Source organism: Pacificibacter maritimus (assembly GCF_003814915.1).
GTDB lineage: Bacteria > Pseudomonadota > Alphaproteobacteria > Rhodobacterales > Rhodobacteraceae > Celeribacter > Celeribacter maritimus.
Genome location: NZ_RKQK01000002.1, coordinates 421221 through 443028, shown reverse-complemented (window position 1 = coordinate 443028; position 21808 = coordinate 421221). Strand labels below are relative to the sequence as shown.

Genomic DNA, 21808 nt, shown 5'->3' with positions numbered 1-21808 from the left:
CATGAATATTTTGTATGACGTCTTGCACCTGACACAATCCCTTGGCACCATCAACATATTGGACCTTTAGGAGTCGGAGACACATTTGGCCACCAGCGCGCTTACCCCCCCGCTCATGCAAGACAACGGATATGAAACTCTTTTGGAGTTTGATGACAATCGGTCGCTTATAGATCTTTGCGGTGAATATGACCGAAATCTCGCGCAAATTGAATCAAATCTGTCGGTCCAAATCGTGCGCCGCGGGAATATTCTTGCGATCATGGGCGAAGAAGAACCTCGCGAAATGGCTTGCTCCACTTTGACCGAATTATATTTAAAACTCGATGCTGGGCGCGATATAGACGAGGGCGAAATCGCAGGCACGATCCGCATGGGGAAAGGGCATAAATCGCAAGCGGCAAGGGCCGAAGCGCGCAGCAGTGATGGCGCATTCCCTGCGGATCAAATCGAGATGTTCAAAGGCTCTGGGTCGGAAATTAAGACCCGAAAGAAAACCATCGAGCCGCGCACCGAGGCGCAAAAAGCCTATGTTGATAGCCTGTATAAGAATGAATTGGCCTTTGGCATCGGCCCTGCGGGGACGGGTAAAACATATCTGGCTGTCGCCGTGGGCGTGAACATGTTCATTAATGGCCATGTTGATAAAATTATCTTATCGCGCCCTGCAGTGGAAGCGGGCGAACGTTTGGGCTTTTTACCTGGTGATATGGGGGAAAAGGTCGACCCCTACATGCAGCCGCTCTATGATGCTTTGAACGACTTCTTGCCTGCAAAACTGGTGGAAAAACTCAAGGCTGAAAAGACTATCGAAATCGCGCCCTTGGCGTTCATGCGCGGACGCACGCTTAGCCGCGCGTTTGTCGTTTTGGATGAGGCGCAAAATGCCACAACCATGCAAATGAAAATGTTTTTAACGCGTTTGGGCGAAGGATCTCGAATGGTCATCACTGGCGACCGCACCCAAATCGATTTGCCACGCGGTGTGTCGTCTGGCCTGCGTGATGCAGAACGCATTTTGAAGGGTGTGAATAAAGTCGCATTCAATTATTTCACCTCGCAAGATGTTGTGCGTCATCCGCTTGTGGCTGCGATTATTGAAGCTTATGAGAAGGACGAAGCTGCGCATTAAGCGCTTTGTTTGATAGGGCTTATGCGATGCAGATTGACATAGACATCACGGATGCGCGCTGGGAAACGCTTGGGTTGGCGCAAATTTCCACTGATGCGCTCACCGCAGTGTTGGCCCGACTTGGAATTGATCCTGAGGCTTGCGAAGTCTCTATCTTAGGCTGCGATGATGCGCGTATCAAAGAGCTCAATAGCGATTTTCGCGATAAAGACAAAGCCACCAATGTGCTGTCTTGGCCAGCTCAAGACCGCAGTGCAGATCTAGGCCAAGTCCCTGAACTGCCAGCCACAGACGTGTTCGGTGAAGTTGAGTTGGGCGATATCGCCATTTCCTACGACACCTGCGTGAACGAGGCCGAGGCAGCAAATAAGCCGATTATTCATCATGTCACCCATTTGGTCATTCACGGAATCTTACATTTGTTGGGTTATGATCACATAAATGATGCAGATGCGGCGATAATGGAACAACTTGAGACAGAACTACTTGAAACTATGGGTATCCCTGACCCATATTAAATCAGTAAGCCGCATTTTGGCTGTAAAATTTGGAAAGGACGCATGGGCGACAACGAGCCTGGGTCTTCTACGGCGGCGCAAAGCGCGCACCAAGACCCCAAAAGAGTCTCAGATAGGAGCCTCTCCCCGAACGACAAAGACGCAAACACAGGTTTTGCAAAAACAGCACCACTGCGGGGCTGGTTTGAACGTGTGTTTTCTGCCTTGTCACTTTCTTCCAAATCAAATCAGGTCACTCCTTTGACACCCCCTGCTGAGGCACCTGCCCCAGTGGAACGGCCTGGCATGATGAACCTGCGCTCTATGCGGGTTGATGATGTTGCCGTGCCCAAGGTGGAAATCACGGCTGTGCCTGTGGATATCGAAAAAGATGAACTGGTTAAGATCTTTCGCGAAAGTGGAAATTCCCGTTTGCCTGTCTACGACGGCACACTGGACACGCCTGTTGGATTGATTCACCTTAAAGATTTCGCGCTGACCCATGGGTTTAATGGCAAAGATACCCGTTTTGATTTGTCGACACTATTGCGCCCTTTGATCTATGCGCCGCCCTCTATGCCCATCGGTGTGTTGTTGACCAAAATGCAGACAGACAGAATGCATATGGCTTTGGTCATTGATGAATACGGTGGAGTCGATGGGCTTTTGACGCTTGAAGATTTGGTCGAACAGGTGATTGGCGAAATCGAAGACGAACACGATGTCGAAGAAGACCTGTATTGGACGCAGCAAGAAGACGGTATTTATATCGCCCTCGCAAAAACGCCTTTGGAAGATTTCGAAGCCGAAGCAGACCTGCGCCTGATGCCAGAGGATGAGGATGAAGAAACCGACACTTTGGGCGGTTTGGTGTTTTTGCTGACGGGGCGTGTGCCTGTGCGCGGCGAAGTGATCCCGCATCCGACTGGGACAGAGTTCGAGATCATTGACGCTGACCCGCGCCGCATTAAACGCATTCGCGTGCGTCTGCCAAATGCGGCGAAACGCGCTGTGCCACAAATGCCATCCTCAGGTGCAACCTCTATGGCTGATGCGATAAGGGCGTAACGTGATCAACGCAAAACGGTTCAAAGCCAGCGTCCAAGTGCCGCGTTTTTGGGCGCTGGTCGCAGGCCTGTGCTGTGGTGCGGGGCAGGCGCCTTTGCAACTTTGGCCGATTACTCTGATTGGCATGGGGTTTGGCGTGACCCTTTGGGCTTGGGCCAAAACCCCGCGCGCGGCTGCGGCCATAGGATGGTGGTTAGGGTTCGGCGCGTTTCTAAGTGCAATGACTTGGCTGGCAGACCCATTTTTGGTTGATGCGAAACGCCATGCTTGGATGATCCCTTTTGCGCTAGGCGCGATGGCTGGAGGGCTCGCTTTATTTTGGAGTTGCGCCTTTTACGTCGCCAAAAAATTCCGCACAGGTATTTTCGGGCTGGCGGCTGTTTGGGCTTTGGCAGAGTTGGCGCGCGGCTTTGCGTTTACCGGATTTCCTTGGGCATTGCCTGCCTATATTTGGCTCGACACGCCAGTGGCGCAGCTGGCGGCCTATGTTGGCCCCTACGGTTTAAGCGCCGTAACATTTGGCGTGGCCGCTTTATATGCCAGAATTTTCATTCACAGATCTTTGCGCGTTGCACTTTGGCCTGCCTTGGCACTGGCGGCGATGTTTGGTCTGGGTGAGTTGCGTCTGGCCCAGCCTTTGCCAGCTGATAGCACGCATAATCTGCGCCTTGTACAGCCCAATGCGGCCCAGCACCTGAAATGGGATCCTGCCTATATTGATCTGTTCTTTGATCGTGCCTTAGCGTTGTCTGACCCTGAGGGCGTTGATCTTGTCATCTGGCCTGAAACATCTGTGGCAGCGCCTTTATATGCAGCTCAGCCCTATTTGGATCAAATTTCTGAGCGAACTCAAGGTGTACCAGCCGTGGTGGGTTTGCAGCGGGTTGAGGGTTACAAAGGATATAATTCTGCCGCCGTGATCGGTGCATCGGGGCAGGTCGAACAGATATATGACAAGCGCCATTTGGTGCCTTTTGGGGAATATCTTCCTTTACCAAGTTTGCTGTCTGCCGTTGGTTTGCGAACATTTACAGCCCAGCAAGGTTTCGGTTTTTCTGCGGGGGAAGAAGCGATCCTGTTTGACTTTGGTCCACTTGGAACGGCACTGCCGCTGATCTGCTATGAGGCAATCTTCCCGCGTGATACCCATAGCGCAATACGCCCCGATTGGATGCTGCAGATCACAAACGACGCTTGGTTTGGGACGCGTTCGGGCCCGCAACAAAGTCTGGCGCAGGCACGATTTCGCGCGATCGAAACAGGCCTGCCTATGGTGCGAGCGGCGAATACGGGTATCTCTGCGGTGATCGACCCTTACGGAAACTTGCGTGCACAATTGCCGTTGGGAGAGGCGGGAAGTTTGATTTCAGCCTTGCCGACAGCGCTCGCGCCCACGTGGTATTTGCGCCTGACAGATCGCTTTATTTTGATTTTATTAAGCTTTGCGGCTTTATCAGCGATCATCGCGGGTCGTCGTCGGCATTTATCAGAAACCGTTTGACCCCACTAAAAACGCGCTATATCGCACTAAACATATCGGCTCGCACAACGGCTTCCTGACGTGTGAGCGACATGAAATAACGGAGCACCACCCATGTCACGACAAGATTATATTTTTACGTCCGAATCTGTATCTGAAGGACACCCAGACAAAGTCTGTGATCGCATTTCAGATGCTGTGTTGGATGCGTTTTTAACCGAAGAACCCGAAGCCCGCGTTGCGGCTGAAACTTTTGCCACAACAGACCGTGTTGTTATCGGGGGCGAAGTTGGTCTTTCGGATCAAACCAAGCTGAAAGAGTACATGGGCAAAATCGATGGTATCGTGCGCGACTGTGTGCGTGACATCGGTTACGAGCAAGACAAGTTCCATTGGAAGACTTTGAAAGTTTCGAACTATCTGCACGAACAATCTGCGCATATCGCTCAGGGTGTCGATGCGGCAGAAAATAAAGACGAAGGCGCTGGCGATCAGGGTATCATGTTCGGTTTTGCGACCAATGAAACCGAAGCCTTGATGCCTGCACCAGTCCACTATGCCCACGCCGTTTTACGCCGCTTGGCTGAAGTGCGTAAAGACGGCACAGAACCACGCCTTGGGCCAGATGCGAAATCGCAACTTTCTGTGCAATACCGCGACGGCAAGCCTGTTGGTATTTCGTCATTGGTTTTGTCGACTCAACACCTTGATGAAAGCATGTCCTCTGCTGACGTCCGCGAGTTGATAACACCCTATATTTTGGACGTTCTGCCTGAGGGGTGGATCACACCTGAAACCGTCTGGCACGTCAACCCAACTGGTAAATTCGTCATCGGCGGACCTGACGGTGACGCTGGTTTGACTGGGCGCAAAATCATCGTGGATACATATGGCGGGGCCGCGCCGCATGGTGGTGGCGCTTTCTCTGGCAAAGATCCGACCAAAGTGGATCGCTCTGCGGCCTATGCTGCGCGCTATTTGGCGAAAAACGTTGTGGCGGCGGGCTTGGCTGAAAAATGTACCATCCAGTTGTCTTACGCGATTGGCGTTTCTGCGCCTTTGTCGATCTATGCTGATCTGCATGGCACAGGCGAAATTGATCCAGCCTTGATCGAAGCCGCAATTCCGAAAGTGATGGATTTGACGCCGCGCGGTATTCGCACCCATTTGCAGTTGAACAAGCCAATTTATGCGCGCACGGCAGCTTACGGGCATTTTGGTCGCGCACCTGCGGCTGATGGTGGCTTTTCTTGGGAGCGCACTGATCTGGCGGATGCGTTGCAAAGCGCACTTTGATTTCTAAGCGACGTGCTTTGATATAAGTGGGCGGGGGAAACCTCGCCCTTTTTCTTTGGTCAAGAGCGCGCTAAGTATCGCGAAACGACAGAGGTGAATTATGGTACAAACAGATACAAGTAAGCTGACGCAGCTTGGTGGGGCATCGGATTTGCCCGCGTCACCTGAGGCGGCAACACTAGAACGGGTTCCTCATACGCATGAAGGCGAACGCTATGTCGCGCGCTTTACAGCGCCCGAATTCACATCGCTCTGCCCCATGACAGGTCAGCCTGATTTCGGCCATTTGATGATCGATTATGTGCCACGCAAATGGTTGGTCGAAAGTAAATCTCTGAAATTGTTTCTTGGGTCATTCCGCAATCATGGCGCGTTTCATGAGGATTGTTCTGTTTATATCGGCAAGCGCTTGACTGAACTTTTGGACCCTGAGTGGTTGCGTATTGGTGCCTATTGGTATCCGCGTGGCGGCATCCCGATTGATGTGTTTTGGGCCTCTGGGCCGGAACCCAAAGATCTATGGATCCCTGATCAAGGTGTGCCACCCTATCGTGGGCGCGGGTGAAGGCTAAAGTTATTTGAACTTTCTGCGCTGATAGCGTCTTTAGTTAGGCGCTATGGTGCAGCTTAAAAAAAGGATATCCCAATGATACAACCCACTACATCTTTCAAAGACAACCTGTCTCAAATGCCTCCGGTTGACGGAATTCTTCGCATCGACCTTGTCAACGCAGCAGATGAGATCACTGCGACGATTGAAAATGTGCAAGGCAAACAGGGATCTTTGGTGGTTTACAATTACCTTAGCCAAAATTTTGACACCCTCGACGCCGCAGCGGCAACGCATGGCCTTGCAGTGTTTGGTGAACACACCGAAGATGCAAAAAACCGTCCTGGCGCGCACCCTAACATTGATCGCTTGTTTGAAATTGTGTCGGGGGCTGAGGCGCTGACAATCCGTATCATCACAGCGTAAAGCAGCCTGCTGGACTGGAGGGCGCATCAGGCAGTGGCAAAACGGTGCTCGTGACCAAGCTGGGTGCGAAGTTGGGCCCGCCCGTGATCCTTGGGGACCAATTTTATTTTGATCCGAATTTTCATTTCGATTGGGTATTAGCGCAGGATGCCCGATCCAAAGCCAAAATGGATTGGGTCTATGAGAGGCACCGCGAATTGACGCCTGCGAAAAGCTGCAAAGCGCCGCTGAAGTGTTACAGTTTTGCGCGCGCCTACGGCATATATCGCCGAGGCTGAGATGCATTGTTGCAAAGTAACTGCGCAAGAATGATGCTTTAAACGAGGCGAGCCTTGCTGCACTCTGAGGCCAATATTCTGAATGCCCTTTGCTAGGGCCATTTTAAGTGGACAACAGATGACTGACAGTTTGCGTGACCCCATCGTAATGTTTTTTGCAGGCGTGGGTATTCCCATTTTGGCGGCGCTCAATGCGCAACTTGGCGCACGCCTTGGGTCGCCTGCTATCGCTGCGGCGATTTTGACCTGCACCGCCTGTATTGCGGCTTTGATCTATTGGTCTTTCTTTGAACACAGCAGCAGTATCGCAAATGTCTTTGCACAGCCCAAACACCTGTTCCTTGGCGGTGTTTTGTTTGCCTTTTATATTGTATCAATCACCACAATCGCACCGCGCTTTGGGGTGGGGAATGCTGTGTTTTTCGTACTTTTGGGGCAAATGGTGGCCGCAGCTGTGATTGACCAATTCGGCCTATTTGGTGCGGTGCAAAACCCTATAACGGCAATGCGTGGGGCGGGAATTGCGATGATGGTTGGCGGGTTATTCGTTATCCAGCAGGCGTAGTTCTGTCACATCAGTTCTCAGGTGGGTCAACGCAGATGTTGCCGCCGCGCCAAAGCCCTGATAAATCGCTGCCCATGACCGATAAAACCACACCCAAAAAACAGCCCCCCGGCGCGCATCAATCCGGTGCGCCTTGGCGTAATTTCTATGGCCGCTTGCATGGCAAAACGCTGAACCAAGCCCAAAAAGACTATCTGGAAGAAGATCTGGATGCCCTCTCGCCTGGCGATGTCGGCTGGGATGTAAACCCAGATCGCACGCCCATAGACATGGCCGTGAAGTTCAAGAACAAACCCGTGTGGCTTGAAATCGGCTTCGGCGGGGGAGAGCATTTGGTGCATATGGGTGAGACCTACCCAGATGTTGAAATTATCGGTTGCGAACCGTTTATGAACGGTGTCGCGATGCTCTTGGGTAAAATTCGCAAACTGGGCACGCAGAATGTTTGGGTGCATCCAGGCGATGTGCGCGATCTGTTTGACGTGGTGCCTGATGAAAGTCTTGAAAAAGCGTTTTTGAACTACCCCGATCCTTGGCCAAAGTCACGTCACCATCGGCGTCGCTTTGTGACCCAAGAACATTTGGTACCTTTGTTCAAAGCCATGAAAGCTGGAACAGAGTTTCGCGTGGCCACAGATATTCCAGATTACGTGCGTCAAACCCTCGAAGAAGTTCCCAAAGCAGGCTTCATCTTTGAGGGCGACCGCGATGATCTTAGCACGCCGTGGTCCGATTGGATTTCAACGCGCTATGAACAAAAAGCGCTGCGCGAAGGGCGGACCCCACATTATATGACGTTTCGCCGCCCTTAAAGTGCAGAGCCGCGGTCCTTACCAATAGACCCTGATTTTTGTTTGCGCTATCAATTGACCAAATACATATAGGCGCCCTGCGCCACATGAGGAGAGACCCATGTCCGGCCACGGCACCCCAATCCCAATGACCGCCCGCAAATCTGGCCCACTTAAAGGCACAGCAGCGGTTCCGGGAGATAAATCTATTTCGCACCGCGCGTTGATTTTTGGCGCGATGTCTGTGGGTGAAACCAAAATCACTGGCCTTTTAGAGGGTCAAGATGTGCTGGACACAGCCAAAGCTATGTCCGCTTTGGGCGCGCAAGTGGTGGATCACGGCGCTGGCAATTGGTCTGTGCATGGTGTGGGGGTTGGCGGGTTTCGTGAACCTGAAAATGTGATCGATTGCGGCAACTCTGGCACGGGCGTGCGCCTGATCATGGGCTGCGTCGCTACGTCTGATTTCGCTGTGACATTCACAGGCGATGCCTCATTGAATAAGCGACCTATGGGACGTGTGACCGATCCTTTGGCTTTGTTCGGCACCAAATCTGTTGGTCGGTCTGGCGGGCGTTTGCCGCTGACGCTAGTTGGTACGGGCGACCCGATGCCTGTGGAATACGTGACACCTGTGCCGTCTGCGCAGGTAAAATCGGCCGTGCTTTTGGCTGGGCTGAATGCACCAGGCAAAACGGTTGTGATCGAAAAAGAGGCCACCCGAGACCATACTGAGCGTATGCTGCGCGGCTTTGGCGCTGAAGTGATCACCGAAGAAACCCCCGAGGGTCACAAGATTACCCTGACAGGGCGCCCCGAATTGAAGCCGCAAGTCGTGGCTGTCCCCCGTGATCCCAGCTCTGCCGCTTTCCCTGTATGTGCGGCTTTGATCGTTGAGGGTTCTGACATCATGGTGCCAGGCGTGAGTCAAAACACGACACGCAATGGGCTCTACACCACGCTTGTTGAAATGGGCGCTGACATCACGTTTGAAAACCCTCGCGAGGAGGGCGGCGAACCTGTTGCTGATTTGCGGGTGAAATACTCCAAACTGAAAGGTATCGAAGTACCACCCGCCCGCGCGGCTTCCATGATCGATGAATACCCAATCCTGTCAGTTGTGGCGTCATTTGCTGAGGGTACGACTGTGATGAAGGGCGTGAAAGAATTGCGCGTGAAAGAAAGCGACCGCATTGATGCTATGGCGCGCGGTTTGGAAAAATGCGGTGTTGAGATCGAAGAAGATCACGATACGCTGATTGTGCATGGTTGCGGACCGAACGGTGTGAAAGGCGGTGGAACCTGTGCCACGTTTATCGATCACCGTATCGCGATGTCGTTTTTGATCATGGGCATGGCCAGCCAAGCCCCTGTTTCTGTCGATGATGGGTCACCGATTGCCACATCTTTCCCAGTGTTCGAACGCTTGATGGGCGATCTCGGGGCAGTTGTTGAGCGCAGTCCTGCTTAGGTCAAACTTTGGCTTGCGCATCATGTGTGCGCTTGCCATCTTGGGCGTCCAACAAGGGATAAACGCATGAGCTTTTGCATCGCTATCGACGGTCCTGCTGCGGCAGGAAAGGGTACTGTTTCGCGCGCCGTGGCCGAAGAATTCGGCTTTGCGCATCTGGATACGGGGCTTTTGTACCGTGCGACTGGGGCCAAAACCTTTGAAGGTCTGTCGCCGATTGAAGCCGCAAAAACCCTAACCGCCGAAGATTTGGCACGCGCAGATTTACGTACTGCTGATGCAGGTCAAGCGGCGAGCCGTGTTGCGGCAATTCCTGAGGTGCGTGAAGCTTTGATCGATTTCCAACGTGCATTTGCGCGCCGCACAGGGGGCGCAGTTTTGGATGGGCGCGACATAGGCACGGTGATTTGCCCCGATGCTGAAGTTAAGTTGTACATCACCGCAACTGACGACATTCGTGCCAAGCGCCGCTTTGATGAATTGACGGCTGGGGGTGCTGAAACCACATTTGATCACGTTCTGGCGGATTTGCGTGAACGCGATGCACGCGATTCCGCGCGCGCGGCGGCGCCTCTAAAACCAGCAGAGGACGCAAAGATCATCGACACCAGCGACATGACGATTGACGCGGCCGTGGCGCAGGTTGTTGCTTTTATCAAGGCGCAGCGCGCTTAAGCTGTTTTTGGTCTAAATAATTCTGTGCATCTGCGCTCACCCGAGGCGCATTTTTAGTATACACGCGAATTAAATTATTTTAATTCAGTGGGTTATTTGAATGCTTGACGTAAATTGGTCTGCGTCGTTGAACGTTGCAATTTGATCCAAGATACCCACATGATGGATATAGATATTTCACAACACACGGATCAAAATTATGTTTCTCGATAAGTTGAACTGGCGCTACGCGACAAAGAAAATGGACCCAAGCAAACCTGTGTCCGAAGAAAATGTTGCCAAGATCGTTGAAGCGATCCGCATGGCGCCATCCTCCAGCGGCACACAGCCATACAACGTCTTTGTTGTGTCCAATCCCGAAGTACGTGCGCAGTTGTCTGAGGCTGCTTTTGGTCAGCAACAACTTGTCGACGGCTCGCATGTGATCGTTTTTGCCGCATGGGATAACTACACCGAAGAGCGCATCAGCTCTATCGTTGATGTCCACGTGGATGTGCGCGGCGGCGAACGCAAGCCAGTCAACGATTACTACGATGGTTTGCGCGGAAAATTGCTACCGCGTGACCCAGAGGTAAACTTTGAACACGCCGCGCGCCAAGCCTACATCGGTCTGGGTTTTGGTTTGGCGGCTGCGGCAGAACTGGGCGTCGACACAACCCCAATGGAAGGCTTCATTCCTGAGAAAGTTGATGAAATCCTTGGCTTGGCAGAGCTTGGTCTGAAATCCGCAGTGATCTTGACCATCGGCACACGCGATGCGGAAAACGACTGGCTCTTGCCACAAAAGAAAGTGCGTCGTTCTGTTGAGTCCTTTGTGACCAAAATCGACTAAGGCGAAATTACAATTTGTTGCGAAAGCCGGACCTTAAGGGTTCGGCTTTCGTCTTTTCACTCATTCTTTCGAGGCCTCTATGAAGCAGTTTTCCATTCTTGATCTTGCGCCCGTGACCGAAGAGCAGTCGATGTCACAGGCCATTGCGGCCTCGGTCAGCTTGGCACAACATGCTGAAAATTTGGGATTTCATCGGTTTTGGCTGGCAGAGCATCACAACATTGCGGGTATTGCCAGTGCGGCCACCGCTGTTTTGATCGGCCATATTGCTGCGGCGACCAAAACGATGCGGATCGGGTCGGGGGGCATTATGTTACCAAACCATGCGCCTTTGGTCGTTGCCGAACAATTCGGCACCTTGGCCGCAATGTATCCCAACCGTATTGATCTGGGTCTAGGCCGTGCGCCCGGATCGGATATGGACACAGCGCGCGCCCTGCGCCGCAATATGCAAGCTGGGGATCAATTCCCCGACGATGTGGTCGAACTGCTGCATCTTTTGGGTGATAACCCTGATACGGCAAAGATTAGGGCCTTTCCTGGGGAAGGTAGCCATGTGCCTGTTTGGATTTTAGGCTCTAGTCTGTTTGGTGCGCAGCTCGCTGCGCATTTGGGCCTGCCCTACGCGTTTGCGTCGCATTTCGCGCCTGCGCAGTTGGAACAAGCTTTGCATATTTACCGCACAACATTTCGCCCCTCGCAGTGGCTGGATGCGCCCTATGCGATGATGGCTGTGGGTGTTGTTGGCGCTGAAACGGATGAAGAGGCTCACTATCTGCATTCGACGCAACTCATGTCATTTGCGAATGTGATCCAAGGCACACCTGGCAAATTGCGCAAACCCGAACGCGATGTCGAAGCTCACATTCCCGCTCAAATTTTGGCGCATGTCAAAAATGCGATGTCGGTGTCGGCAGTGGGCAACCCAGACACGGTGCAGCGCCGTTTGTCACAGATCATCAAACAACATCAACCTGATGAAGTCATCATGACCAGTATGATCCATGATCTGCCTGCGCGACTGTCATCACTTACAATCGCGGCCGCAGCTTTGTCGTCATTGGTGACTGCCGAATAGCCAATTTAGGGACTGAACGCTGCGTATAGGTTAAAACCCCTTATTTTCTTGCATCTTTGGGGAAACTTGCCTATACGCGCCCTGTCTAGAAGACCGTAAGAGTCGTTTGACGCAAATGAGCAGGGCTAGGGGAATACCCGTGGCCCTTGTTCTTTTTGCAAAACGCTTTGTTTTCAATGACCAATGCAACCCAAGACCTGCGGAGACAACCGCATGGCCCGAATATAAGTTTTTGAAAAGGAAATTGAGACCACATGGCTCAGAACATCACTATGGAAGACTTCGAAGCTCTTCTCGCAGAAAGCTTTGAAATTGACACACCTCAAGAAGGGTCTGTCGTAAAAGGTAAAGTCATCGCAATCGAAGCTGGCCAAGCCATCATCGATGTAGGCTACAAAATGGAAGGCCGCGTTGAACTAAAAGAATTCACCAACCCGGGCGAAGCTCCTTCAATCGCTGTAGGCGACGAAGTAGAAGTCTTCCTTGACCGCGTTGAAAACGCACGTGGCGAAGCGGTTATTTCCCGCGATAAAGCCCGTCGTGAAGAAGCATGGGATCGTCTTGAGAAAGCATACGCAGCTGAAGAGCGCGTTGACGGTGCTATCTTTGGTCGCGTTAAAGGCGGCTTCACGGTTGATCTTGGCGGCGCAGTTGCGTTCTTGCCAGGTTCACAAGTTGATGTGCGCCCTGTGCGTGACGCTGGCCCATTGATGGGTCTTAAGCAGCCATTCCAAATTTTGAAAATGGACCGTCGTCGTGGCAACATCGTTGTATCACGTCGTGCTATCCTTGAAGAATCACGTGCAGAACAGCGCGCTGAAGTTATCGGCAACTTGACTGAAGGTCAGGCTGTTGAAGGCGTTGTCAAAAACATCACTGAATACGGTGCGTTTGTTGACTTGGGCGGCGTTGACGGCTTGTTGCACGTCACAGACATGGCATGGCGCCGTGTAAACCACCCATCCGAGATCCTCACAATCGGTGAGAGCATCAACGTGCAAGTGATCAAAATCAACAAAGAGACACACCGTATCTCCTTGGGCATGAAACAATTGCAAGACGATCCTTGGGATGCTGTTGAAGCGAAATTCGCGCTTGAAACAGTTCACATGGGCCGCGTAACCAACATTACTGATTACGGCGCATTCGTTGAGCTTGAGCCAGGTGTTGAAGGTCTCGTACACGTTTCCGAAATGTCTTGGACAAAGAAAAACGTACACCCAGGCAAAATCGTTTCTACTTCACAAGAGGTCGAAGTGATGGTTCTGGAAATCGATTCTTCTAAGCGTCGCGTTTCTTTGGGTCTCAAGCAAACTCAACGTAACCCATGGGAAGTATTCGCTGAATCACACCCAGAGGGCACACAGGTTGAAGGCGAAGTTAAAAACATCACCGAATTCGGTCTGTTTGTTGGCTTGCCAGGCGACATCGACGGCATGGTTCACTTGTCTGATCTGTCATGGGAAGAGCGCGGCGAAGAAGCCATCCAGAACTTCCGCAAAGCGGATGTTGTTAAAGCCGTTGTCACTGAAGTTGACGTGGAAAAAGAACGCATTTCTTTGTCCATCAAAGCGCTCGACGACAGCTTCTCTGGCGCTGTTGAAGGCGTGAAACGCGGCTCAATCGTAACTGTCACAGTGACAGCAATCGAAGAAGGTGGTGTTGAAGTTGAGTACGAAGGTGCGAAATCCTTCATCCGCCGTTCTGACCTTGCACGTGACCGCGCAGACCAGCGCCCTGAGCGTTTCAACGTTGGCGACAAGCTTGACGTTCGCGTGACCAATGTGGACCAAAAGACACGTCGTCTTGGCCTGTCCATCAAAGCACGTGAAATCGCTGAAGAAAAAGAAGCAGTTGAACAGTACGGTTCATCAGCATCTGGCGCGTCCTTGGGTGATATCCTTGGCGCAGCTTTGAAAACAGAAGACTAAGCGCAAACTGCGTTAATCTGACGACCCTAAACGGCCTCGTGTTCTGCACGGGGCCGTTTTTCTATGTGCCATTGTGCGGCTGTGCGATTCGCATCACCTTGATAAAAAAGACCAAAATTTGGATTCCATGTCCTTCCGTCCAATAAAAAGTGCGTAAATTAAGTATTTTGGGGTAAGCTAAGCGTATCAAAGGCAAAAAATTCGACTCGAAGGTCAAGGAAACTATTTCACGATGGAAATTCGCGTCCTATAGTCTTTGCAGCTTGCTGAACTACAAAGGCCAAAGGCCAAACTTTTAGGGGGATACTTCATGATCCGATCTGAACTCATTCAGAAGATCGCAGACGACAACCCACATTTGTATCAACGGGATGTCGAGCGGATCGTGAATACGATCTTTGAAGAGATTATCGACGCTATGGCAAAAGGTGATCGCGTTGAACTGCGCGGATTTGGCGCCTTTTCTGTCAAGAAACGAGATGCCAGAATGGGGCGTAACCCCCGCACTGGTGAAAGTGTGCCCGTTGAAGAAAAACATGTGCCGTTTTTCAAAACAGGTAAACTTCTCCGCGATCGTTTGAACGAAGAGTAAGGAGCGCCCGATGCGCACCATCCGTTATGTTTTTCTCGCAGCCCTTGCGGTTGCGCTTATCACGATTGCTTTGGCCAATCGTGCCGAGGTCACTCTGAACCTTTTGCCTGCTGAAATGGCCGACTATTTGGGGATCGCCTATTCGATTTCCCTGCCACTGTTTGTCGTCATTTTTGGTGCTATCATCGCGGGGCTTTTGATCGGCTTTGTTTGGGAATACATGCGCGAGTACAAACACCGTGCTGCTGCCAGCAAGCACCGCCGCGAAAAAGATGCCTTGGCACGCGAAGTGTCAAAGCTGAAAGTTGCGAAAGCAAAAGACGAAGGCGACGAAGTGCTCGCATTGCTCGACACTTAAACTAAAACGACTTCAGCGATTTAAGGCTAAATATGGATACGCGCGTTAAGATTTGCGGGATAAACTCCCAGCAGTCCAGTGAAGCTGCCGTTGCTGCGGGGGCGCAATATTTGGGGTTCGTGTTTTTCCCTAAGTCGCCCCGAAATGTGTCGCTGGAACTGGCGCGTGATCTTGCTTTGGATGTACCCGTTGGCGTGGCCAAGGTCGCCTTGGTGGTCAATTCAACCGATGAGGCATTGGACCAGCTGACAGACACAGTGCCGATCGATATCTTGCAATTGCACGGATCAGAGGATCTTGAACGGGTCAAAGCTATCCGTGCGCGCTATGGCTTGCCAGTGATGAAAGCCGTTGGGGTGTCATCCCCGCAGGATGTGAAAGCGCTCGATGCTTATGGGCTGGTGAGTGATCAGGTTTTGGTCGATGCGAAAGCCCCAAAAGGCGCTGCATTGCCCGGTGGTAATGGCTTGGCCTTTGATTGGCGATTGATTTCTAAGCGCGGCTGGAACGCACCATGGATGTTGGCGGGGGGGTTAACGCCTGAAAACGTTGTGCAGGCCATTCAATTGACGGGGGCGAAACAGGTTGATGTTTCCTCTGGCGTTGAAAGCGCGCCGGGGGTGAAAGACCCCAAAAAGATCAAAGCCTTTATCGATGCCATTCGCGCAGCATGAAAATACAGGCCAAAGCAGCCGCACCGCTTTACCAGCCTAGACCACTGCGCTACATCCAATGTGACAGTTAGATAATTGCACCTTTGAAGGCCGTGATGTGGCCTAGATTTCTCGTGCAAGGGAGCCTCAAGATGAACGATCTTTTCAATAGCTTTATGAACGGCCCAGATGAAAAAGGCCGCTTTGGCAATTACGGTGGGCGCTTTGTGTCCGAAACCTTGATGCCTTTGATCCTCAGTCTTGAGGAAGAGTTCGAAAAAGCCAAAACCGATCCGACATTTTGGGCGGAAATGGATGACCTGTGGAAACATTACGTTGGCCGTCCAAGCCCGCTATATTTTGCGCAAAACATGACGGAAGAACTTGGTGGCGCCAAGATTTATCTCAAGCGTGATGAATTGAACCACACAGGCGCCCATAAAATCAATAACGTGCTTGGTCAGATCATTCTGGCGCGTCGCATGGGTAAAACCCGTATTATCGCCGAAACAGGTGCAGGGCAGCACGGTGTGGCCACAGCGACCGTCTGTGCCAAATTCGGCTTGGAATGTGTAATCTACATGGGGGCGCATGACGTCGAACGCCAAGCGCCAAATGTGTTTCGTATGAAGTTGCTTGGCGCTGAAGTGGTGCCCGTGACATCAGGCCGTGGCACGCTAAAAGATGCGATGAATGACGGTTTGCGCGACTGGGTGACCAATGTAGACAACACTTTCTACTGTATTGGCACCGTTGCAGGACCACACCCTTACCCCGCGATGGTGCGTGATTTCCAATCGATTATTGGTAAAGAAGTGCGCTGGCAGTTGCCCGAACACGAAGGCGAGGGCCGCCTGCCTGACACTGTCATCGCAGCTATCGGCGGTGGGTCTAACGCAATGGGGTTATTCTACCCCTTCCTTGATGACGAAAGCGTTCGCATCATTGGTGTCGAAGCTGGCGGCAAGGGCGTGAATGCAAAAATGGAACATTGTGCGTCCCTCACAGGTGGGCGTCCTGGTGTGCTACACGGCAATTTGACATATCTTTTGCAAGACGATGATGGTCAAATTCTGGAAGGTTTTTCAATTTCTGCTGGTCTTGATTACCCAGGTATCGGGCCAGAGCATTCATGGTTGCATGACACGAAACGCGCGGAATACGTGTCGATCACCGACAAAGAAGCGCTTGACGCATTCCAATTCTCATGCCGCACCGAAGGTATAATTCCCGCCCTTGAACCTTCGCACGCGCTGGCGCACGTGATGAAAATTGCGCCAACTTTGCCCAAAGATCATATCATTGTCATGAATATGTGCGGGCGCGGAGACAAAGACATCTTCACGGTGGCGCGTCATTTGGGTATCGAAATGGGCGCAGAAGGCCGCGATTCCGAATAACGGTTTCGACATTGAAACAGTCATGAGCGCGAGGGGCAAACCCTCGCGTTTTCTATTTAGGCGGGGTCAATTGCGTGCTGCTTCAGCACCTCTAGTGGCACGATATCAAGCGCGCGCTTATGTGTGCAGGCTAGCTTTACTTTGGGCGCGCAGCCTTCATCATGTGCCTGTAGAAACCGACTGGCGCAAAGACACCACGCATCCCCAGCCTTTAAACCGTCAAAGCCGAATTCAGGGCGAGGCGTCGATAAATCATTGCCGACATATTTGGAAAACGCCAAGAACTCATCTGTCATCACGGCGCAGACTGTGTGCGACCCAGTGTCTTGAGCGCAGGTGTTGCAGGTGCCGTCACGAAAGAACCCAGTCACGGGGGCTGTAGAGCATAGGCCCAAAGCTCCGCCCAATACATTTACACTGTCATCAGGTGTGATCATTTGAATTTGTCTTTCAATTTTTCAAAAGGGCTGCGGCTGTCAGGGGCAGGGGGGGCAGGCTTATCTGGGCGTGGTGTCGGCGCTTGGCGTATGCCTTTAGGTCCTTGTGGCTTGGTGCCTGTTGAGGAGCGTGGTGGGTTCACCCGCAGGCCGACTGCATTGCCAAATTTGGCGTTCTCGCCCGCTGCTAAATCTGCGGCCCCATCCACACATCCGCGGATCAAATCATCTAGCCAGTTTTCGTCGGCCTTTGCGAAATCTGATAGTACATAGCCCGCAACGCGATCTTTGTGTCCGGGGTGGCCGATACCCAAGCGCACGCGGTCATATTCTGCGCCGATGTGTTGGTGAATCGAGCGCAAGCCATTGTGGCCCGCATGGCCGCCACCGGTTTTGACCCGCGCCTTTCCGGGGGCCAAGTCCAACTCGTCATGAAACACGATCACATCGGCAGGCGTGAGCTTGTAAAACCGCATCGCTTCGCCGACAGATTGCCCTGACAGGTTCATAAAGGTTTCAGGTTTTAGCAAGATGACCTTTTCAGCGCCAAGTTTGCCTTCAGTCACTTTGCCTTGAAATTTTGCACGCCACGGCGCAAAGCCATTTTCGGCCAGACGGTCGAGCACCATAAACCCGATGTTGTGGCGATTGCCTGCATATTTCGCACCGGGGTTTCCGAGGCCGACAAAAAGCTTCATGTGAGGTCTCCTGTTTGTAGCCGTTTTAGGCCATGGCGGCGCATCAGGCCATAGGGGATTTCCGAACCATGGCCAAACCGAAGATTGGTGCTGACCCTTCACCCAGTGATCACTAAATCGCTTGATGTCGGTCTAAAGCTATTTCTGTCTTGTGTCCTGATTTCAGTTTGGATATGATACGTTATAACATAACAATTATTGCATGGGCGGCTATGTAAGTCCCTACTTGCGATTTAGTTCGCGCGACAGTGATGCGCACAAACAACCATACAGAAAAGGCCATACGATATGCCAATTCCCGCGACACCTTTGAAAGACCGTTTGCCTGTAACGGTCCTGTCAGGCTTTCTAGGTGCTGGAAAGACGACGCTTTTGAATGAGGTCTTAAACAACCGAGATGGTCGTCGTGTGGCGGTGATTGTCAACGATATGTCCGAAGTGAATATCGACGCGGACCTCATTCGAGAGGGTGGCGCAAATCTAAGCACCACAGAAGAAACTTTGGTCGAAATGACCAATGGCTGTATTTGCTGCACGTTACGTGATGATTTACTGCAAGAGGTTAGCAATTTGGCACAGCAGGACCGCTTTGATTACTTGCTGATCGAATCCTCAGGCATTTCTGAACCTCTGCCCGTTGCTGCGACCTTTGACTTTCGCGATGAATTTGATGTCAGCCTCTCCGATGTGGCCCGCCTCGATACGATGGTCACTGTGGTTGATACTGTGAATCTGCTGAAAGATTATGCCAGTCATGATTTCATCAAGGATCGAGGGGAAGCTTTGGGGGATGACGACAATCGTACCTTGGTGGATTTACTGGTGGAGCAAATTGAATTTGCTGACGTTATTGTGCTTAACAAGGCCAGCGATGCGGGATCTTATAAACTGGATGCAGCGCGTAAGATTGTTGTGGCTTTAAATCCAGATGCGCGGATTGTTGAGGCGGATTACGGCAAAGTCTCTCATGAACATATCTTTGATACAGGTCTGTTCAATTTTGAAGCGGCGCAAGAGCACCCGCTTTGGGCCAAAGAACTTTACGGGTTTGAAGATCACATCCCCGAGACAGAAGAATATGGTATTTCATCTTTTGTCTATCGCGCGCGCCGCCCATTTGATCCTGAAAAATTAAGCGCGGTTCTCAATGGCCCCCTGCCGGGCGTCTTGCGTGCAAAGGGGCACTTTTGGATTGCCACGCAGCCAGATTGGCTGGCTGAGTTCTCCTTGGCTGGCGCGCTAAGCAGTATCAAGCCGCTGGGTGTGTGGTGGGCTACCGTTCCGCAGAACCGCCGACCAGACACGCCTCAGGCACAGGCCTATCTTGATCATCATTGGCAAGAACCGTTTGGTGATCGCCGCCAAGAGCTTGTGTTTATCGGCGCGGGGTTGGAGCGTGCGACCATCACTAAGGCGCTGGATGCAGCGCTTGTTGAAGGGGCTGAAACATTCGAACCAGAGGCATGGAAAAACATGTCAGATCCCTTCCCCAAATGGCGTCGTCAGCCGCAATAAACGCAGACAATAAAAAACGCGGCCCGAAAGGACCGCGTTTTGAAAATTTTCGAAGGGAAGGAAACTTACGCTTCTTCTGCCGCTTCTGCTTCTGGCGCGTCTGCATCGTCTTCGTCAGCAGATGCCAAGCCAGCAGGCGCTGTGATGTTTGCAATCACGAAATCGCGGTCAATCACAGGGCGTGTGCCTTCAGGCAATGTCACGTCAGAGATGTGGTATACATCGCCAAGGTTGCCTTTTGAGACATCCAAAGTGATTTTTTCAGGGATATCGCCAGCTGTCACCATGAGTTCTACCTCAGTGCGAACGTGGGTCACAACACCACCTTTTTTCATGCCAGGCGCTACGTCTTCGCCAACAATCTCAACAGGGATGAAAAGGTTGATGCGTGAAGTGCGCTTTAGACGCATGAAATCAACGTGTGTTGGCAGATCTTTAACAACGTGGCGCTGAACACCGCGACAGATCACACGAACGTCTTCTTGACCTTCAACTTTTAGGTTGAACAAAGTGGACAAAAAGCGACCCTGTTTTAGAGTCTTCAACAAAACGTTGAACGGGATGTTGATCGGCAAAGGATCTGCTTCACCACCGTAAACGATACCTGGAACCAAGCCGTCGCGACGTGCTTGACGAGCGGCGCCCTTGCCTGTCCCCGTACGTTCCGTGGCTACAAAATCAGGAATCTGACCAGCCATAATAATTCTCCAATGTTTTAGGGCGGGCCTCCTCCAAGGCTGTAGACCCGCGTGAAGTCGCGCGTATAGGTGAGAATCTGATAAATTGAAAGATCTTTTTTTAACATCTGATCATAAAGAGTGACTTCGCGCGGGCCCCTCGCATATTGTACGCTGGTGTGCATTGCCTTAGCTGGATCCAAGCGCTTTGATCAACATGAAGGGGCGGGGAGAATTATGTCGATCATCAAGGCCATTCACGCGTCGCGGGCGCCCTTTTTCGGGTTGGGTTGTGTTGGAATCTATTGGGGCTGCTTTGCCGCAATGGTGCCTGACATTAAAGCGCAAACAGGGGCGTCAGATAGTCAATTTGGGTTGGCTTTGATGGGGGCGGCAGTCGGCGGGATGGTCGCAATGTTTATGGCCCCAAAACTCTCTAAGTCACTCGGCAAGTTTCTATTGCCTGTTCTGGCACTGGTTCTCGCGATTCTTATGCAATTTCCTATTTTTGCACAGTCTTTGCTGAGCTTGTTTACGTTCCTCATCATCATGGGGGCAGGGGTCGCAAGCTTTGATATCTGCACCAATATGCGATTGTCAGAATTGGAAGAACGCCACAGTTTGCATCTAATGAACGCCAATCATGCGATGTTTTCGCTGTGTTTCGGCTTGTCTGCTTTGATTGGCGGTGGACTGCGGCAAGTGGGCTTAGAACCGAGCCAAATATTCCCCACTATGGGGGGTGTTTTGTTGGTTATGAGCGTTTTCACATGGGAACGTAATTGGCAACCTGTAGAGGCTGATGCCTCCGCGAAGCCTGTCCCTAAACGTTTGCCGTGGTTCTTTATTTTACTCGTGGCAGTGATGCTTTTTGTTTCGTTCTTGGGGGAAAATTCAATCGAATCTTGGTCTGCGCTGTTTTTGGAGCGCGAGCTGGGCAGCGCGCCAGGCGAAGGCAGTTTCGGCCCAACAACATTAGGTTTGGTGATGTGTGTCATCCGTCTGTTGGGGCAAGTGTTTACAGAAAAACTCGGCGAAGAACGGATCGTGTTCTGGTCGGGTATCTTGGGCATGTTGGGGGCTACGGTAATTGCATTAGCGCCGACCCAGACCATCGCCTTAATCGGGATCGGTCTATGTGCAACAGGGATGGCTGTAATTGTTCCAACGGCCAATTCACTTTTGGGTAAGCTCGTTCACCGTGAACAACGCGCAATCGCCATTTCGCGCGCGTGGCTCTTTGGCTTCACGGGGTTCTTTGTCGGTCCCGCACTGATCGGTTTCGTGTCCGATCTCTGGGGATTGCGCGTGGCCTTTGCCGTTGTCGCAATCCTGATCGCAGTGATCATTCCTGCCGTGATCGCAGTCCAAATGCGACGGGCTTACCTCGCGAATACAGCCTGAGCCT

Annotated in this window: 23 protein-coding genes and 1 riboswitch; of the genes, 20 read left to right on the top strand and 3 right to left on the bottom strand. The window is 51.9% G+C overall.

Annotated features, from left to right (window positions below; translation table 11 throughout):
• The first annotated feature begins 85 nt into the window (after positions 1-85).
• The 18 genes from EDD53_RS08660 (at position 86) to trpB (ending at position 17073) form a co-directional block, all read left to right on the top strand.
• Positions 86-1132, top strand: a complete 1047-nt coding sequence (locus EDD53_RS08660; protein WP_425464054.1) for a PhoH family protein — start codon at positions 86-88, stop codon at positions 1130-1132.
• A gap of 26 nt (positions 1133-1158) precedes the next feature.
• Entirely contained in the window at positions 1159-1650 is a 492-nt protein-coding gene (gene ybeY, locus EDD53_RS08655) for an rRNA maturation RNase YbeY (protein WP_123792820.1), read from the top strand.
• A gap of 42 nt (positions 1651-1692) precedes the next feature.
• Complete coding sequence (locus tag EDD53_RS08650) at positions 1693-2697, top strand: hemolysin family protein (protein ID WP_123792819.1); 1005 nt, start codon at positions 1693-1695, stop codon at positions 2695-2697.
• A 1-nt stretch (position 2698) separates the two neighbouring features.
• Positions 2699-4198 carry an apolipoprotein N-acyltransferase gene (gene lnt, locus EDD53_RS08645; RefSeq protein WP_246002323.1) on the top strand — a complete coding sequence of 500 codons (1500 nt, stop codon included), beginning with the start codon at positions 2699-2701 and terminating at the stop codon, positions 4196-4198.
• Positions 4199-4234: 36 nt separating this feature from the next.
• Positions 4235-4285: riboswitch (SAM-SAH riboswitch) on the top strand.
• A gap of 6 nt (positions 4286-4291) precedes the next feature.
• Positions 4292-5473 carry a methionine adenosyltransferase gene (metK, locus tag EDD53_RS08640; protein WP_123792818.1) on the top strand — a complete coding sequence of 394 codons (1182 nt, stop codon included), beginning with the start codon at positions 4292-4294 and terminating at the stop codon, positions 5471-5473.
• Between the two features lie 100 nt (positions 5474-5573).
• Positions 5574-6038 (top strand): preQ(1) synthase, encoded by a 465-nt coding sequence (gene queF / locus EDD53_RS08635; protein WP_123792817.1) that lies wholly within the window; start codon positions 5574-5576, stop codon positions 6036-6038.
• A gap of 81 nt (positions 6039-6119) precedes the next feature.
• Complete coding sequence (locus tag EDD53_RS08630; protein WP_123792816.1) at positions 6120-6449, top strand: DUF2322 family protein; 330 nt, start codon at positions 6120-6122, stop codon at positions 6447-6449.
• A gap of 396 nt (positions 6450-6845) precedes the next feature.
• Complete coding sequence (locus tag EDD53_RS08625) at positions 6846-7292, top strand: DMT family transporter (RefSeq protein WP_246002322.1); 447 nt, start codon at positions 6846-6848, stop codon at positions 7290-7292.
• Between the two features lie 74 nt (positions 7293-7366).
• Positions 7367-8104 (top strand): tRNA (guanine(46)-N(7))-methyltransferase TrmB, encoded by a 738-nt coding sequence (gene trmB, locus EDD53_RS08620; protein ID WP_123792815.1) that lies wholly within the window; start codon positions 7367-7369, stop codon positions 8102-8104.
• 100 nt (positions 8105-8204) lie between these two features.
• Positions 8205-9554, top strand: coding sequence for a 3-phosphoshikimate 1-carboxyvinyltransferase (gene aroA / locus EDD53_RS08615; RefSeq protein ID WP_123792814.1), 1350 nt, complete (start codon positions 8205-8207; stop codon positions 9552-9554).
• A 66-nt stretch (positions 9555-9620) separates the two neighbouring features.
• On the top strand, positions 9621-10229 hold the full coding sequence (locus tag EDD53_RS08610) for a (d)CMP kinase (protein ID WP_123792813.1): 609 nt from the start codon (positions 9621-9623) through the stop codon (positions 10227-10229).
• A 199-nt stretch (positions 10230-10428) separates the two neighbouring features.
• On the top strand, positions 10429-11061 hold the full coding sequence (locus EDD53_RS08605; protein ID WP_123792812.1) for an NAD(P)H-dependent oxidoreductase: 633 nt from the start codon (positions 10429-10431) through the stop codon (positions 11059-11061).
• Between the two features lie 79 nt (positions 11062-11140).
• Positions 11141-12139 carry an LLM class flavin-dependent oxidoreductase gene (locus EDD53_RS08600; RefSeq protein WP_123792811.1) on the top strand — a complete coding sequence of 333 codons (999 nt, stop codon included), beginning with the start codon at positions 11141-11143 and terminating at the stop codon, positions 12137-12139.
• Between the two features lie 254 nt (positions 12140-12393).
• Complete coding sequence (rpsA, locus tag EDD53_RS08595) at positions 12394-14070, top strand: 30S ribosomal protein S1 (RefSeq protein WP_123792810.1); 1677 nt, start codon at positions 12394-12396, stop codon at positions 14068-14070.
• Between the two features lie 310 nt (positions 14071-14380).
• Complete coding sequence (gene ihfB, locus EDD53_RS08590) at positions 14381-14662, top strand: integration host factor subunit beta (RefSeq protein WP_123792809.1); 282 nt, start codon at positions 14381-14383, stop codon at positions 14660-14662.
• 10 nt (positions 14663-14672) lie between these two features.
• A complete protein-coding gene (locus tag EDD53_RS08585; protein WP_123792808.1) occupies positions 14673-15020 on the top strand; it encodes a LapA family protein in 348 nt (115 codons plus the stop codon).
• 32 nt (positions 15021-15052) lie between these two features.
• The gene (locus EDD53_RS08580) at positions 15053-15694 is read left to right on the top strand and encodes a phosphoribosylanthranilate isomerase (protein ID WP_123792807.1); all 642 of its coding nucleotides are present in this window, start codon (positions 15053-15055) and stop codon (positions 15692-15694) included.
• A gap of 131 nt (positions 15695-15825) precedes the next feature.
• Positions 15826-17073, top strand: coding sequence for a tryptophan synthase subunit beta (gene trpB, locus EDD53_RS08575; RefSeq protein ID WP_123792806.1), 1248 nt, complete (start codon positions 15826-15828; stop codon positions 17071-17073).
• A gap of 56 nt (positions 17074-17129) precedes the next feature.
• On the opposite strand, the gene EDD53_RS08570 is transcribed toward trpB, so the two are convergent.
• Positions 17130-17510 carry a DUF2237 family protein gene (locus tag EDD53_RS08570; RefSeq protein WP_425464053.1) on the bottom strand — a complete coding sequence of 127 codons (381 nt, stop codon included), beginning with the start codon at positions 17508-17510 and terminating at the stop codon, positions 17130-17132.
• Positions 17507-18208: an aminoacyl-tRNA hydrolase gene (pth, locus tag EDD53_RS08565; protein WP_123792805.1), complete on the bottom strand. Its 702-nt coding sequence runs from the start codon at positions 18206-18208 to the stop codon at positions 17507-17509. Before pth ends, EDD53_RS08570 begins: the two co-directional genes overlap by 4 nt.
• A gap of 288 nt (positions 18209-18496) precedes the next feature.
• Here pth and EDD53_RS08560 point away from each other — a divergent pair, with 288 nt between their 5' ends.
• On the top strand, positions 18497-19723 hold the full coding sequence (locus EDD53_RS08560; protein WP_123792804.1) for a GTP-binding protein: 1227 nt from the start codon (positions 18497-18499) through the stop codon (positions 19721-19723).
• Between the two features lie 65 nt (positions 19724-19788).
• On the opposite strand, the gene EDD53_RS08555 is transcribed toward EDD53_RS08560, so the two are convergent.
• Complete coding sequence (locus EDD53_RS08555; protein ID WP_123792803.1) at positions 19789-20421, bottom strand: 50S ribosomal protein L25/general stress protein Ctc; 633 nt, start codon at positions 20419-20421, stop codon at positions 19789-19791.
• Between the two features lie 216 nt (positions 20422-20637).
• Between EDD53_RS08555 and EDD53_RS08550 the strand changes: the two genes are divergently transcribed.
• Entirely contained in the window at positions 20638-21804 is a 1167-nt protein-coding gene (locus EDD53_RS08550; protein ID WP_123792802.1) for an MFS transporter, read from the top strand.
• The last annotated feature ends 4 nt before the right edge of the window (positions 21805-21808 follow it).